We start from the raw sequence: 13,751 nt of genomic DNA on the forward strand, positions 1-13,751 counted from the left end.
CTGCCGTACGCCACCGACAGCGCCCCGGCCGGGCCGCCCCGGCAGGCTCAGCCGCGCAGCCGGGGCGCCCGCGCCGCCGCGTCCACGGCCGCGCCGCCCTCCACCTCGCCGGCCAGCTCCCGGGCCCACCCGGCGACCGCGCCGAGGTCCATCCCGTACGGCCGCTCGCGCCCGGCCCCCGACGCCGCCCACTCGGTCACGGCGCCCGCCCCGCGCCGCAGCAGCCTGGCCCCGCCGGTGACGTTGCCGCGCGCGGAGTGCGTGAGGCCGACGGCCAGCTGGGCCAGGCCCCGCCACAGCTCCCGCTCCTCCTCGGGCCCCGATTTCCAGGCGTCCTCGAAGACCTCGTGCGCGTGGAACGGCTTCCCGTCGTCCAGCAGCCGCTGCGCCTCGGCCACCGTCTCCTTGGGGGCCCGTACCACGCCCTCGGGCTGGCGGGCCACGCCGTCGGCGCCGTACGGCAGCGGGCGTCCGAGCCCGTCCCGCGGCCGGGCGTTGCGCGCCCGGCCCTCGTCGTCGCGGTCCCGCCCCTCCACCGGGCGGTCGGAGGCGGTGCTGTCCACGGGGTTGTCGGCAGGGCTGTCCATGGCGCCGATTGTCCCTCGCCGGTGCCCGCTTAGGCGTCACCCGGTGTGTGGGGTAAAGTGCTGTCCGCGTGATCGCGCGGTGCACCGCGCGTGAGCACACCGGGACGTGGCGCAGCTTGGTAGCGCACTTGACTGGGGGTCAAGGGGTCGCAGGTTCAAATCCTGTCGTCCCGACGGTGTGGAGGGCCTTCACGGACGCGAGTCCGTGAAGGCCCTTTTTCATGCTGTCGCCGCCTCCCGGCGGTCAGTTCCGCGGTCGTGCACCCGCGGTGACGAGGAGGGCCATCGTCTCCGGGTACGGTCCCTTCGACGCCCAGGCCAGTGGTGCCCAGCCGGTGCCGTGGTCCTCGCGCAGGTTCGGGTCGGCGCCGTGGTCGAGGAGGGCGCGGACGGCCTCCGTGTGGCCCCAGCAGGCCGCGCCGCACAGTGGTGTGCCCTCCGAGCCGATCCCGCTCTCCGTGTCGGGTCGGGCTCCGGCGGCCAGCAGGACGCGGACGATGTCGGCGGCCCCGCCCACGGACGCCACGTACAGCGGGGTGCTCCCCGCCGGGTCCGCCGTCTCGGCCGGTGCTCCGGCGCGCAGCGCGGAGCGCACCCGCGACATGTCGCCGACGAGCGCGGCGTCGACCAGACGCCTGGAGAGCTTCTTGTGCTTTCGCCTGTTCACGCGAGCCGAGACTACTGAGCGCTTGACTTGAAGCGCACTTCAAATTGGAGACTCCTCGGCGTACCCGGACGTCCGGGAACGAATGGGGAGGATCATCATGAAGTACCGCACCATCGGCACCGATCCGGCGCACCGTCGCGAGGTGAGCGTGCTCGCGCTCGGCGCGATGCTGTTCGGCTCCCAGACCGACGAGAAGACCTCGTTCGCCGTCCTCGACCGCTACGTCGAGGCCGGCGGGAACTTCATCGACACCGCCGACAACTACGCCTTCTGGACCGACGGCGGCCAGGGCGGCCAGAGCGAGGAACTCCTCGGGCGCTGGCGGCGCAGCCGCGGGGTCGGCGACGAGGTCGTGATCGCCACCAAGCTCGGCGCGCGCCCGTTGGCACCCGGCACCCACTACACCGACAACCCGGAGGGCCTGTCGGCCAAGGTGATCCGCGAGGCCGCCGACCGCAGCCGGGACAGGCTCGGGGTGGAGAAGCTGGATCTGCTGTACGCGCACATCGACGACTTCACCGTGGAGCAGCGCGAGACCGTCGAGGGGTTCGGCGCACTGGTCGCCGAGGGCACCGTCGGACTGCTCGGCGTCAGCAACCAGGCGATGTGGCGCGTCGAGCGGGCCCGCGCCCTGGCCGCCGCGGCCGGGCTGCCCGGCTACGAGGTGCTGCAGTACCAGCACAGCCACCTGCGGCCCCGCTTCGACGTGCCGAGCGAGTTCTCCCCGTACGGCAGCCTCGGCCACGCCGGCGCCGAACTCCTCGGCTACCTGCGGGCCGAGCCGGACCTGACCCTGGTCGCCTACTCGCCGCTGCTGGCCGGTGCCTACGTCCGCGAGGACAAGCCGCTGCCCCCGGACTACGACCACCCGGGCACCCCGGCCCGGCTCGCCGTGCTCCGCGCAGTCGCCCGGGAGACCGGGGCCACGGTCAACCAGGTCGTCCTCGCCTGGCAGATCGGCGCGGATCTGCCCATCGTGCCGCTGGCCGGGGCCTCGTCGGTGGCACAGCTGGAGGAGAACCTGGCCGCCGTGGAGCTGGAACTGACGGCGGACCAGCGCGCCCGCCTGGACGCGGTCCACTGAGCCCGGTCAGTTCCTGACCAGCAGCTGGAAGTCGAACGCGTACCGGGACGCGCGGTAGACGTGCGTCCCGTACTCGACCGGCCGTCCGGTGTCGTCGTACGCGATCCGCCGCATGGTGAGCAGCGCGGCGCCCTCCTGCTCGCCGAGGAGCCCGGCCTCCTCGCGGGAGGCGATGCGGGCGCCGACGGTCTGGCGGGCGCTGTGCAGGGTGATGCCACCGGAGCGCATCATCCGGTACAGGCCGGTCGACTCCAGCCGGGCGTCGTCGAGTTCCAGCAGGCCCGCCGGGAGGTGGTTGCACAGCATCGCCACCGGCTGCCCGTGGGTGAGGCGCAGCCGCTCCAGGACGGCGACCTCGGTGCCCTCCGCGACACCGAGGGCCGCCGCGACCTCGGCGGTGGCCGGGACGCGCTCGTTGCGCACCACCCGGGTGCCGGGGCCCTGCCCGGCCGCCTCCAGGTCGTCGTAGAGGCTGCTCAGCTCCAGCGGGCGCTTGACCTGGCTGTGCACCACCTGGGTGCCGACCCCGCGCCGCCGCACCAGGAGCCCCTTGTCGACCAGCGACTGGATCGCCTGCCGGACGGTCGGCCGGGACAGGCCGAGGCGGACGGAGAGGTCGACCTCGTTGCCCAGCAGGTTCCCCGGCGCGAGCACGCCGTGCTCGATCGCTGCCTCCAACTGCTGGGCCAGCTGGTAGTAGAGCGGCACCGGACTGCTCCGGTCCAGGGCGAAGTCCAGGGCGCCGGTCGCGGGGGCGGTCACGGCACGTGCGGGGTCGCCGGTCTTCGCCATGGACGTACCTCCCTTGCGTAGGGGACGGGCTGTCGGGGAGCCGAGAGCGTCACAGATGGCGGCGGCGGTCGGCGACCGCGCGCTCGTAGGCCTTCCGCGCACCGGTGGCGGCCTCGCGGGCCGACACCTCGGCCACCGGCACGTCCCACCACGCCTGGGCCGGGAGGGCGTCCGGCGCGGGCGCCGTCTCGACGTACACGCATGTCGGGCGGGTCGCCGCGCGGGCCGTCGACAGGGCCTCGCGCAGCTCCCGCACCGTCTTGGCGCGCAGGACGTCCATGCCGAGGCTGGCCGCGTTGGCGGCGAGGTCGACGGGGAGCGGGGCGCCGGTGAAGGAGCCGTCCGCGACGCGGTGGCGGTAGTCGGTGCCGAAGCGTTCGGCACCCACCGACTCGGACAGGCCGCCGATGGACGCGTAGCCGTGGTTCTGGACCAGGACCAGCTTCACGGGCAGGTTCTCCTGGACCGCCGTGACGATCTCGGTCGGGTTCATCAGGTACGTGCCGTCGCCGACCAGGGCCCACACCGGGGTTCCGGGCGCGGCCTGCTGGACACCGAGCGCGGCCGGGATCTCGTAGCCCATGCAGGAGTAGCCGTACTCCAGGTGGTACTGGCGCGGGGACCGGGCCCGCCACAGCTTGTGCAGGTCGCCGGGGAGCGAACCGGCCGCGTTGATCACCACGTCCTCGTCGCCGACGACCGCGTCCAGCGCGCCGAGCACCTGCGTCTGGGTCGGCACCGCGCTGTCGTCGTCGGCGCGGAAGACCGCCTCGACCGTCTCGTCCCAACGGGCCTTCCCGGTGCGGTACTCCGTCTCGTACGCCGCGTCCACCCGGTGCCCGGCCAGCGCCTGTGTCAGTGCGGCGAGCCCCGACCGCGCGTCGCACACCAGGGTGGCGGCGGCGAGCTTGTGGGCGTCGAAGGCGGTGATGTTGAGGTTCAGGAAGCGGACACCGGGGTGCTGGAAGAGGGTGCCGGAGGCGGTGGTGAAGTCCGAGTAGCGGGTGCCGACGCCGATCACCAGGTCCGCGGTGCGGGCCAGGGCGTCGCTCACCGCGGTGCCGGTGTGGCCGATGCCGCCGAGGTCCGCCGGGTGGTCGTGGCGCAGCGCGCCCTTGCCGGCCTGGGTGGAGGCGACCGGGATGCCGGTGGCGTCCACCAGTGCCCGCAGGGCCTGTTCGGCCTCGCTGTGGTGGATACCGCCGCCCGCGACGATCAACGGGCGTGCGGCGGCGCGGACCGCCCGGACGGCCTCGGCCAGCTCCGCCGGGTCGGGCGCCGGGCGGCGTACCCGCCAGACGCGGTCGGCGAAGAACTCCTCCGGCCAGTCGTACGCCTGGGCCTGCACGTCCTGGGGCAGCGCGAGGGTGACCGCGCCGGTCTCCGCCGGGTCGCTGAGCACGCGCATCGCCTGGAGCGCGGAGGCGAGGAGGGCCTCGGGCCGGGTGATCCGGTCGAAGTACCGGGACACGGGCCGCAGGGCGTCGTTGACGGACACGTCGGCCTCGACCGGGTGCTCCAGCTGCTGGAGCAGCGGGTCGGCGGCGTGCGAGGCGAAGTAGTCGCCGGGCAGGAGCAGGACCGGCAGCCGGTTGATGGTGGCGAGGGCGGCGCCGGTGACCAGGTTGGTGGCGCCGGGGCCGATGGAGGTCGTCACCGCCTGTGCGGACAGGCGGTTGAGCTGCCGGGCGTGGCCGACGGCGGCGTGCACCATGGCCTGTTCGTTGCGGCCCTGGTGGTACGGCATCGCCTCGCGGTACTCGACGAGTGCCTGGCCGAGTCCGGCCACGTTGCCGTGGCCGAAGATGCCCCAGGTGCCGGCGATCAGGCGGTGCCGTACGCCGTCGCGTTCGGTGTACTGCGCGGCCAGGAAGCGCACCAGGGCCTGGGCGGTGGTCAGTCGGCGGGTGGCGGCGGGGCTCATGCGGACCTCTCCGGTGCGGTGTAGAGGGGGAGTCGGGGGTCGACCGGCTGGTCGGGCCAGGTGTCCCGGATCCACGCGTGGTCGGGGTGGTCGCAGATCAGCCAGGCGCGTTCGGGCTCCGGACCCGCCATGACGTTGAGGTAGTACATGTGGTGGCCGGGGACCGCCATCGACGGCCCGTGCCAGCCGTCGGGGATCAGCACGACGTCCCCGCCGCGCACTTCGGCGAGCACGTCCGTGCCCCGTCCCTGTCCGGAGGGGGAGACGCGTTGGTAGCCGAGGCCCGGGGTGCCGTCGTGGTCCGCGAACTCGAAGTAGTAGATCTCCTCCAGCACCGACTCCTCGCCGGGCCGGTGTTCGTCGTGCTTGTGGGGCGGGAAGGAGGACCAGTTGCCGCCCGGGGTGAGCACCTCGACCGCGATCAGCCTGTCGCACTCGAACGTCCCCGCCGCCGCGAAGTTGTTGACCTGCCGCGAGCAGTTCCCGGTGCCCCGCAGCTCCACCGGCACGGACGAGGCCGGTACGTACCGGGCGGGCAGGCGGCGGGTGCAGCGGGCGCCGGTCAGGGCGAACCGGCCGCCGCCGGTGGACGTCAGGGTGGTGCGGGCGTCGCGCGGGACGTACGCGAAGTCGGTGACACCGGTGAACACGTCGTCCCGGCCCGTCAGTTCGAAAGCGTCGTGGCCGAAGTCGTCGGTGGTCGCGACCGTGCAGCCGCCGCTCAGCGGCAGGACGATCCACTCGCTCTCGCCGCTGTCGAAGGTGTGGCTGCCGCCGGGCGGCAGGTGCACGACGCGCAGGCCGGAGTAGCCCCAGCCCGCGCTCTCGGGTGTCACGTCCACGGCGTACGGGCCGTCCGCCGCCGCCTTGCCCGCGGGAAGGTGATACGTCATCGTCCGCTCTTCCGCCTCTCCTCGGTCACAGCAGTGGTGCACAGCAGTGGTGCACAGCAGTCCCGGTCACAGCAGTCCGACGGCCGTGTCCACGGCCTCTTCCACGCTCCCCCCGGCCGGGTAGAGCAGCGAGCGGCCGACGACCATGCCCTGCACGGTGGGCAGCCGCAGGGCCTTGCGCCAGCGTTCGTAGGCCGCGGTCTGGTCCGCGGGGGAGCCCCCTATGTCGCCGCCGAGCAGGACCGCGGGCAGCGTGGAGGTCTCCAGGACCTCGGCCATGTCGTCCGGGTCGTGGGTGACGGGCAGTTTCAGCCAGGTGTAGGCGGAGGTGCCGCCGAGCCCGGAGGCGATGGCGATGGAGCGGGTGACGGCCTCGGCCGACAGGTCGTTGCGGACCCGGCCGTCGACCCGGCGGGAGATGAACGGCTCCACGAACAACGGCAGTTCACGGGCCGCCATGGCGTCGACCGCCCGGGCGCTCGCCTCCAGCGTGGCCAGCGAGCCGGGGTCGTCGTAGTCGATGCGCAACAGCAGCTTGCCCGCGTCGAAGCGCAGCCGGGCGAGGTCCTCGGCCCGGTGGCCGGTGAAGCGGTCGTCCATCTCGAAGGCGGCGCCCGCGAGGCCGCCGCGGTTCATCGACCCCATGACGACCTTGTTCTCCAGGACCCCGAGCAGCAGCAGGTCCTCCAGCACGTCCGCGGTGGCGAGCACCCCGTCGACGCCGGGCCGGGACAACGCGGTGCACAGGCGTTCCAACAGGTCGGCCCGGTTGGCCATGGCGAGCCCGCGGTCGCCGACGCCGAGCGCGCCGCGCGCCGGATGGTCGGCGGCCACGATCATCAGGCGGCCGGAGTCGCCGATCAGCGGGCGGCGTACCCGGCGGGCCGCCGCCTCGGCGATCGCCTCCGGGTGCCGGGCCCTGACCGCGGTGAGGTCCGGGATGCTGGGGATGCTGGGGGACAAGGCGTTGCTCCGTTCAGGGAGTGGCTCGCGCGAGGAGGTCGTCGACCTCCGCCTCGGTGGGCATCGCGGAGGAACAGGCGAGACGGGAGGCGACGAGGGCGCCGGCCGCGTTGGCGTACCGCATGATCCGCTCCAGCTCCCAGCCGGAGAGCAGACCGTGGCACAGGGAGCCGCCGAACGCGTCGCCCGCGCCGAGCCCGTTGACCACCTCGACCGGGACCGGCGGCACCTCTGCCGAGCGGCCGTCGCGGTGCACGGCGAGGACGCCCTCGGGGCCCTGCTTGACGACGGCCAGCTCCACCCCGGCCGCCAGCAACGCCTCGGCGCAGGCGCGGGGTTCGCGCACACCCGTGGCGATCTCGCACTCGTCCAGGTTGCCGACCGCGACGGTCGCGTGCCGAAGAGCCTCGGCGTAGTACGGGCGGGCCTGGTCCGGGTCGGTCCAGAACATGGGGCGCCAGTCCAGGTCGAAGACCGTGGTGCCGGACTTCGCGCGGTGGGCGAGGGCGGCCAGGGTCGCCGTACGGCTGGGTTCCTCGCTCAGTCCGGTGCCGGTCATCCAGAAGACCGAGGCCGCGCGGATCGCGTCCAGGTCCAGCTCCTCCGGGTGGATCTCCAGGTCGGGTGCCTTGGGGCGGCGGTAGAAGTACAGCGGGAAGTCGTCCGGCGGGAAGATCTCGCAGAACGTCACCGGGGTCGGGTACGCGGCGACCGGGGTGACCCAGCGGTCGTCGACGCCGAACTCCTTCAGCGCGCCGTGCAGATAGGCGCCGAAGGGATCGTCGCCGGTGCGGGTGATGACGGCCGCGGCGCGGCCGAGCCGGGCGGCGGCGACCGCCACGTTGGAGGCCGAACCGCCGAGAAACTTGCCGAAGGTCTCAACCTCCGCCAGGGGTACGCCCGTCTGCAAAGGATAGAGATCGACCCCGATGCGGCCCATCGTGATCAGATCGAAACGCGGGACTGACTCGGCCATGTGCGACGCTCCTTTGGCTGGGCGGGGGCCTGCCGCCTCCCAGGTGTATGACTCCCGGACGACGCTGTCAAGACTTTGTACTTACATTCGGACCTGTGAGTGAAATGATGTCTTGACAAAGTATTGACAGTGGGCGTCTCAAGGACTTGTATCCGGTCCCAGCGCAGCAACAGCCATTCTTCTCGGGTCTGGCACTCGGGTCTGGCACACGGCTCTCCCGTCGCACAGTCGCACAGTGAGGTGCAGGAAAAGATGGACCGCTCTTCGCACGCCCGCTCCCGCAGATTCGCCCCCGCCGTGGCCCTCGCCGCCGCCGCGGCCCTGACCCTCGCCGGCTGCTCCAGCAGCTCGGGCGGGAAGAAGGCCGACGAGGAGGGCGACTCGGGGGCCTCCGCGGGCAAGGCGAACACCCCCCGCATGACGGTCGCCCTGGTCACCCACCAGGCGCCCGGCGACACCTTCTGGGACATCGTCCGCAAGGGCGCCCAGGCCGCCGCCGACAAGGACAACGTCAAGCTCGTCTACTCCGCCGACCCGAACGCGGGCAACCAGGCCAACCTGGTGCAGAACGCGATCGACCAGAAGGTCGACGGCATCGCCGTCACCCTCGCCAAGCCGGACGCCATGCGGAGCGTCCTCGCCAAGGCGGAGAAGGCCGGCATACCCGTGGTCGGGCTCAACTCCGGTCTGGCGGACTGGAAGAAGCTCGGCCTGATGGAGTTCTTCGGCCAGGACGAGAGCGTGGCGGGCGAGGCGCTCGGCAAGCGGCTCAACGAGGACGGGGCCAAGAAGGCCGTCTGCGTCATCCACGAGCAGGGCAACGTCGGTCTGACCCAGCGCTGCGACGGTGTGAAGAAGACCTTCGAGGGGTCCATCGAGAACCTCTACGTCAACGGCACCGACATGCCCTCGGTGAAGTCGACCGTCACCGCCAAGCTCAAGCAGGACGGCGACATCGACCACCTCGTCACGCTCGGCGCCCCCTTCGCCATGACCGCCGTGCAGTCGGTGGCCGAGTCCGGCAGCAAGGCCGAGGTCGCCACCTTCGACCTCAACAAGGAACTGACCGGCGCCATCGACAAGGGCGACATCGCCTTCGCCGTCGACCAGCAGCCCTACCTCCAGGGCTACCTGGCGGTCGACGGACTGTGGCTCTACAAGAACAACGGCAACTACAGCGGCGGCGGTGAGCAGCCGGTGCTGACCGGCCCGGCCTTCGTCGACAAGTCCAACGTCAAGGCCGTCGCCGAGTTCGCCTCGAAGGGCACCCGGTGATGAGCATGGCCAGTCAGGCTGAGCCGGCGGTGACCACACCGCCGGCCCCCGGCCCCAAGGAGACCGACGGGCGGACCCGGGAGCGCCCCATGGCGCTGCGGCTGCTCGCCCGGCCCGAGGTCGGGGTCTTCCTCGGCGCCGTCGCCGTGTTCGTCTTCTTCCTGATCGCCGCGCCCACGCTCCGCGACGGCGGCTCCATGGCGACGGTGCTGTACCAGTCGTCCACCATCGGCATCATGGCGCTGCCCGTCGCCCTGCTGATGATCGGCGGCGAGTTCGACCTGTCGGCCGGTGTCGCCGTGGTCAGCTCGGCGCTCACCGCCGCCATGCTCAGCTATCAGCTGACCATGAACGTCTGGATGGGCGTGATCGTCGCCCTGGTGGTCTCGCTGGCCGTCGGCGCCTTCAACGGCTGGGTGCTGGTGAAGACCGGCCTGCCCAGCTTCCTGGTGACGCTGGCCACCTTCCTGGTCCTCCAGGGCGTCAACCTCGCCGTCACCAAGCTCGTCACCGGCAACGTCGCCACCGACGACATCAGCGACATGGACGGCTTCGACCAGGCCAAGTCCCTGTTCGCCTCGTCCTTCGACGTCGGCGGCGTCGAGGTGAAGATCACGGTCGTGTGGTGGCTGGTCTTCGCCGCCCTGGCCACCTGGGTGCTGCTGCGCACCAAGTACGGCAACTGGATCTTCGCCGTCGGCGGCAGCCAGGAGTCCGCCCGCGCGGTCGGCGTGCCGGTCACGTTCACGAAGATCACGCTGTTCATGCTGGTCGGCTTCGGCGCCTGGTTCGTCGGCATGCACCAGCTGTTCTCCTTCAACACCGTGCAGTCGGGCGAGGGCGTCGGCCAGGAGCTGATCTACATCGCCGCGGCCGTCATCGGCGGCTGTCTGCTCACCGGCGGCTACGGCTCCGCCATCGGGCCCGTCTTCGGTGCCTTCATGTTCGGCATGGTGAACCAGGGCATCGTCTTCGCGGGCTGGAACCCCGACTGGTTCAAGGCGTTCCTCGGCGTGATGCTCCTCGGCGCCGTCCTCATCAACCTGTACGTCCGCCGCGCCGCGACCCGGAGGTGAATCGGAAATGACCAGCAAGACCCCCGCCCCCGGCACCCACGGCGCCGTCCTCGCCGACCCCGCACCCGAGCAGGACCGCCCGCTCGTCGAACTGCGCCGCGCCGGCAAGTCCTACGGCAACATCCGCGCCCTGCACGGCGTCGACCTTACTGTGCACCCCGGCCGGGTGACCTGCGTGCTCGGTGACAACGGTGCCGGCAAGTCCACCCTCATCAAGATCATCTCCGGGCTGCACCAGCACACCGAGGGCGAGTTCCTCGTCGACGGCGACGCCGTGCGCTTCGCGACCCCGCGCGACGCCCTCGCCCGCGGCATCGCCACGGTCTACCAGGACCTCGCGACCGTCCCGCTGATGCCGGTGTGGCGCAACTTCTTCCTCGGCTCGGAGATGACCAAGGGCCCCTGGCCCGTGCGCCGCCTCGACATCGCCCGCATGAAGCGGACCGCCGACGAGGAACTGCGCAACATGGGCATCGTCCTGGACGACCTCGAACAGCCCATCGGCACCCTCTCCGGTGGCCAGCGCCAGTGCGTCGCCATCGCCCGCGCCGTCTACTTCGGCGCCCGCGTCCTCATCCTCGACGAGCCCACCGCCGCCCTCGGCGTCAAGCAGTCCGGCGTGGTCCTCAAGTACATCGCCGCCGCCCGCGAACGCGGACTCGGCGTCATCTTCATCACCCACAACCCCCACCACGCCTACATGGTCGGCGACCACTTCAGCGTGCTGCGCCTGGGCACCCTCGAACTGAGCGCCGCCCGCGCCGACATCACCCTCGAAGCGCTCACCAACCACATGGCCGGCGGCGCCGAACTCGCCGCCCTCAAGCACGAACTCGCGCAGGTCGGCGGGGTCGACGTCGAGGCGCTGCCCGACGCCGCGGGCGATGCGGCGAAGCCCGCCGCGTCCGATACTGCCGACAGGACCGACGCCGCACCCGGCGCCGCCGCGTCCGACAGCACCGCATCCGGTACCGCCGAAGGGAAGGCCTGAGCATGCCCTCTGCCCTCGACCGCATCCGCGTCGGCTCGGCCCCCGACTCCTGGGGCGTCTGGTTCCCCGACGACCCCCGGCAGGTGCCGTGGGAACGGTTCCTGGACGAGGTCACCGAGGCCGGCTACGACTGGATCGAGCTGGGTCCCTACGGCTACCTCCCCACCGACCCCGCCCGGCTCACCGACGAGGTGACCCGGCGCGGGCTCAAGGTGTCCGCGGGCACCATCTTCTGCGGCCTGCACCGCGGCCCCTCCGAGTGGGACGCCACCTGGGAACAGGTCAGCCGCGTCGCCGCCCTCACCCGGGCCATGGACGCCAAGCACCTCGTCGTCATCCCGTCCTTCTGGCGCGACGACAAGACCGCCGAGATCCTGGAGCCGCCGGAGCTGACCGGCGAGCAGTGGACCCACCTCACCCGCGGCATGGAGCGCCTGGGCCGCGAGGTGCGGGAGACCTACGGCCTGGACATCGTCGTCCACCCGCACGCCGACACCCACATCGACACCGAGGAGCATGTCGAGCGCTTCCTCGACGCCACCGACTCCGAACTGGTCAACCTCTGCCTGGACACCGGCCACTACGCCTACTGCGGCGGCGACAGCGTCAAGCTGATCGAGACCTACGGCGAGCGCATCGGCTACCTGCACCTCAAGCAGGTCGACCCGGAGATCCTCGCCGGGGTGCGGGAGGGCGGGGTGCCGTTCGGCCCGGCCGTGCAGCGCGGCGTGATGTGCGAGCCGCCGGGCGGCGTGCCGGAGCTGGGCCCGGTGCTCACGGCGGCCCAGGAACTCGGCGTGGACCTCTTCGCCATCGTCGAGCAGGACATGTACCCCTGCGAGCCGGACAAGCCGCTGCCGATCGCGGTGCGCACCCGGAAGTTCCTGCGCTCCTGCGGCGCCTGAGACGGGCCGCGCCGGCGGGGGAGCGTCCCGCCGGTGCGCCGCTCGGCGGGCCGTCGTCGGTGGTGCGCGCTAGCGTGCGCAGCACTGACACCTCGTCCCGTTCCGGGAGGCACCCATGTCCTCGCGTCTCAACCCGTACCTCAGCTTCGACGGCGACGCCCGACAGGCGATGGAGTTCTACGAGCAGGTGTTCGGCGGCACGATGGCGCTGAACACCTTCGGCTCGGCCGGCGTGCCGGACCCCGCGTACACCGACAAGATCATGCACGGCATGCTGGAGACGCCGAGCGGCTTCACCCTGATGGGCGCCGACACCCCGCCCGGGATGGAGTACACGCCGGGGAACACCTTCGCGGTGAGTCTCAGCGGCGACGACGCGACCGAGCTGCGCGGCTACTGGGAGAAGCTGTCAGCCGACGGCTCGGTCGAGGTGCCGCTGGAGAGGCAGATGTGGGGCGACGTCTTCGGCATGTGCACGGACCGGTTCGGCGTCCCCTGGATGGTGAACATCAGCGAGCCGGCGAGCTGACCCCCGGCCCGCCGACCCGCCCCGTGCGCCCGTTCCCCGCTCAGCCGCGCCGCACCTCCGCGAGCGTCACCGGCCGGTGCTCGTGCAGCGACAGGGTGCACGCCTCGGCGATCCAGCCCGCCTCCAGCGCGTCCTCGACCGTGCAGGGGGAGGGGCGGACACCGGCGACGACCTCGGTGAACGCGGTCAGCTCGGCGCGGTAGGCGGCGGCGAAGCGGTCCATGAAGAAGTCGTGGGGCGTACCGGCCGGGAAGGTCACGCCCGCCTCGACCGACCGCAGCGGCAGCTTGTCCTCCAGCCCGACGGCGATCGAGTCGTCGAAGCCGTGGATCTCCATGCGGACGTCGTGGCCGCGGCCGTTGTGGCGGCTGTTGGAGACCACGGCGAGCGTGCCGTCGTCCAGGGTGAGGACCGCCCCGGTGGTGTCCGCGTCACCCGCCTCCCTGATGTAGTCGGCACCGCGGTTGCCTCCGACGGCGTACACCTCGCTCACCTCCCGCCCGGTCACCCAGCGGATGATGTCGAAGTCGTGCACCGAGCAGTCCCGGAAGATGCCCCCGGAGGCGGCGACGTACGCGGCGGGCGGCGGCGCCGGGTCCAGCGTGGTCGACCGCACGGTGTGCAGCGTGCCCAGCTCGCCGCTGCGCACGGCGGCCCGCGCGGCGGCGAACCCGGCGTCGAAGCGGCGGTTGTAGCCGATCTGGACCGGCACGTCGCGGCCCGCGATCGCCTTGAGCACCTCGACGCCCTCGGCCATGGTGCGGGCGACGGGCTTCTCGCAGAAGACGGGCACACCGGCGTCGACGGCGGCGAGGATCAGGTCCGGGTGGGCGTCGGTCGCCGCCGCGACCACCACCCCGTCCACACCGGCGGCCAGCACCGCCTCGGGCGAGTCGGCGACCTCGGCGCCGAACCGCTCGGCGGCGGCCTTCGCGGCGTCCGCGAACGGGTCGGCGACGACGAGCGAGCCGACGGCGTCGAGTCCGGCGAGGGTCTCGGCGTGGAAGGCGCCGATGCGGCCGAGGCCGAGGATTCCGATACGCATGTGCTGTGCTGCTCCTTGCTCGGGGTGTGGGGTGTCCGTGCCGG

At 72.2% G+C, this 13,751-nt stretch carries 14 protein-coding genes and 1 tRNA gene; 7 read left to right on the plus strand and 8 right to left on the minus strand.

Going from position 1 to position 13,751, the window contains the following annotated elements:
* Positions 1 to 47: 47 nt before the first annotated feature.
* On the minus strand, positions 48 to 587 hold the full coding sequence (locus tag ACGH52_RS33660) for a DUF309 domain-containing protein (RefSeq protein ID WP_210974822.1): 540 nt from the start codon (positions 585 to 587) through the stop codon (positions 48 to 50).
* A 100-nt stretch (positions 588 to 687) separates the two neighbouring features.
* Between ACGH52_RS33660 and ACGH52_RS33665 the strand changes: the two genes are divergently transcribed.
* Positions 688 to 761 (plus strand) — tRNA-Pro (locus ACGH52_RS33665).
* Between the two features lie 70 nt (positions 762 to 831).
* Here ACGH52_RS33665 and ACGH52_RS33670 read toward each other — a convergent pair.
* Positions 832 to 1,254, minus strand: coding sequence for an ankyrin repeat domain-containing protein (locus ACGH52_RS33670; protein WP_399944897.1), 423 nt, complete (start codon positions 1,252 to 1,254; stop codon positions 832 to 834).
* A 97-nt stretch (positions 1,255 to 1,351) separates the two neighbouring features.
* Here ACGH52_RS33670 and ACGH52_RS33675 point away from each other — a divergent pair, with 97 nt between their 5' ends.
* On the plus strand, positions 1,352 to 2,338 hold the full coding sequence (locus ACGH52_RS33675) for an aldo/keto reductase (protein WP_399944900.1): 987 nt from the start codon (positions 1,352 to 1,354) through the stop codon (positions 2,336 to 2,338).
* Between the two features lie 6 nt (positions 2,339 to 2,344).
* Here ACGH52_RS33675 and ACGH52_RS33680 read toward each other — a convergent pair whose 3' ends face one another.
* The 5 genes from ACGH52_RS33680 to iolC form a co-directional block, all read right to left on the minus strand.
* A complete protein-coding gene (locus ACGH52_RS33680; protein WP_121704125.1) occupies positions 2,345 to 3,130 on the minus strand; it encodes a GntR family transcriptional regulator in 786 nt (261 codons plus the stop codon).
* A 49-nt stretch (positions 3,131 to 3,179) separates the two neighbouring features.
* Positions 3,180 to 5,054 carry a 3D-(3,5/4)-trihydroxycyclohexane-1,2-dione acylhydrolase (decyclizing) gene (gene iolD, locus ACGH52_RS33685; protein ID WP_399944904.1) on the minus strand — a complete coding sequence of 625 codons (1,875 nt, stop codon included), beginning with the start codon at positions 5,052 to 5,054 and terminating at the stop codon, positions 3,180 to 3,182.
* Complete coding sequence (iolB, locus tag ACGH52_RS33690; RefSeq protein WP_210974825.1) at positions 5,051 to 5,947, minus strand: 5-deoxy-glucuronate isomerase; 897 nt, start codon at positions 5,945 to 5,947, stop codon at positions 5,051 to 5,053. The genes iolD and iolB overlap by 4 nt, the downstream gene beginning before the upstream one ends.
* Before the next feature lie 66 nt (positions 5,948 to 6,013).
* Positions 6,014 to 6,910 carry a deoxyribose-phosphate aldolase gene (locus ACGH52_RS33695; RefSeq protein WP_121704122.1) on the minus strand — a complete coding sequence of 299 codons (897 nt, stop codon included), beginning with the start codon at positions 6,908 to 6,910 and terminating at the stop codon, positions 6,014 to 6,016.
* 13 nt (positions 6,911 to 6,923) lie between these two features.
* Positions 6,924 to 7,886 carry a 5-dehydro-2-deoxygluconokinase gene (gene iolC / locus ACGH52_RS33700; RefSeq protein ID WP_121704121.1) on the minus strand — a complete coding sequence of 321 codons (963 nt, stop codon included), beginning with the start codon at positions 7,884 to 7,886 and terminating at the stop codon, positions 6,924 to 6,926.
* A gap of 252 nt (positions 7,887 to 8,138) precedes the next feature.
* Here iolC and ACGH52_RS33705 point away from each other — a divergent pair, with 252 nt between their 5' ends.
* From ACGH52_RS33705 to ACGH52_RS33725, 5 genes are all read left to right on the plus strand, one after another.
* Positions 8,139 to 9,161 (plus strand): sugar ABC transporter substrate-binding protein, encoded by a 1,023-nt coding sequence (locus tag ACGH52_RS33705; protein WP_059297101.1) that lies wholly within the window; start codon positions 8,139 to 8,141, stop codon positions 9,159 to 9,161.
* The gene (locus ACGH52_RS33710) at positions 9,161 to 10,237 is read left to right on the plus strand and encodes an ABC transporter permease (RefSeq protein WP_059297100.1); all 1,077 of its coding nucleotides are present in this window, start codon (positions 9,161 to 9,163) and stop codon (positions 10,235 to 10,237) included. Before ACGH52_RS33705 ends, ACGH52_RS33710 begins: the two co-directional genes overlap by 1 nt.
* A 7-nt stretch (positions 10,238 to 10,244) precedes the next feature.
* Positions 10,245 to 11,228: an ATP-binding cassette domain-containing protein gene (locus ACGH52_RS33715; protein ID WP_076977482.1), complete on the plus strand. Its 984-nt coding sequence runs from the start codon at positions 10,245 to 10,247 to the stop codon at positions 11,226 to 11,228.
* Positions 11,229 to 11,230: 2 nt separating this feature from the next.
* The gene (locus tag ACGH52_RS33720; RefSeq protein WP_399944912.1) at positions 11,231 to 12,133 is read left to right on the plus strand and encodes a sugar phosphate isomerase/epimerase family protein; all 903 of its coding nucleotides are present in this window, start codon (positions 11,231 to 11,233) and stop codon (positions 12,131 to 12,133) included.
* 115 nt (positions 12,134 to 12,248) lie between these two features.
* Complete coding sequence (locus ACGH52_RS33725; protein ID WP_399944915.1) at positions 12,249 to 12,662, plus strand: VOC family protein; 414 nt, start codon at positions 12,249 to 12,251, stop codon at positions 12,660 to 12,662.
* Between the two features lie 40 nt (positions 12,663 to 12,702).
* Here the strand turns inward: ACGH52_RS33725 and ACGH52_RS33730 are convergent, their stop codons facing one another.
* On the minus strand, positions 12,703 to 13,707 hold the full coding sequence (locus tag ACGH52_RS33730; protein WP_193777855.1) for a Gfo/Idh/MocA family oxidoreductase: 1,005 nt from the start codon (positions 13,705 to 13,707) through the stop codon (positions 12,703 to 12,705).
* Positions 13,708 to 13,751 lie beyond the last annotated feature (44 nt).

This window comes from Streptomyces sp. BBFR25, from assembly GCF_044590125.1.
In the GTDB taxonomy this organism is placed as follows: domain Bacteria; phylum Actinomycetota; class Actinomycetes; order Streptomycetales; family Streptomycetaceae; genus Streptomyces; species Streptomyces canus_D.

Coding starts and splice junctions, on each gene's coding strand:
- ACGH52_RS33710 (WP_059297100.1), top strand. CDS start 9,161: ATGAGCATGGCCAGTCAGGCTGAGCCGGCGGTGACCACACCGCCGGCC.
- ACGH52_RS33705 (WP_059297101.1), top strand. CDS start 8,139: ATGGACCGCTCTTCGCACGCCCGCTCCCGCAGATTCGCCCCCGCCGTG.
- ACGH52_RS33660 (WP_210974822.1), bottom strand. CDS start 587: ATGGACAGCCCTGCCGACAACCCCGTGGACAGCACCGCCTCCGACCGC.
- ACGH52_RS33675 (WP_399944900.1), top strand. CDS start 1,352: ATGAAGTACCGCACCATCGGCACCGATCCGGCGCACCGTCGCGAGGTG.
- iolB (WP_210974825.1), bottom strand. CDS start 5,947: ATGACGTATCACCTTCCCGCGGGCAAGGCGGCGGCGGACGGCCCGTAC.
- ACGH52_RS33715 (WP_076977482.1), top strand. CDS start 10,245: ATGACCAGCAAGACCCCCGCCCCCGGCACCCACGGCGCCGTCCTCGCC.
- ACGH52_RS33680 (WP_121704125.1), bottom strand. CDS start 3,130: ATGGCGAAGACCGGCGACCCCGCACGTGCCGTGACCGCCCCCGCGACC.
- ACGH52_RS33725 (WP_399944915.1), top strand. CDS start 12,249: ATGTCCTCGCGTCTCAACCCGTACCTCAGCTTCGACGGCGACGCCCGA.
- ACGH52_RS33720 (WP_399944912.1), top strand. CDS start 11,231: ATGCCCTCTGCCCTCGACCGCATCCGCGTCGGCTCGGCCCCCGACTCC.
- ACGH52_RS33730 (WP_193777855.1), bottom strand. CDS start 13,707: ATGCGTATCGGAATCCTCGGCCTCGGCCGCATCGGCGCCTTCCACGCC.
- iolD (WP_399944904.1), bottom strand. CDS start 5,054: ATGAGCCCCGCCGCCACCCGCCGACTGACCACCGCCCAGGCCCTGGTG.
- iolC (WP_121704121.1), bottom strand. CDS start 7,886: ATGGCCGAGTCAGTCCCGCGTTTCGATCTGATCACGATGGGCCGCATC.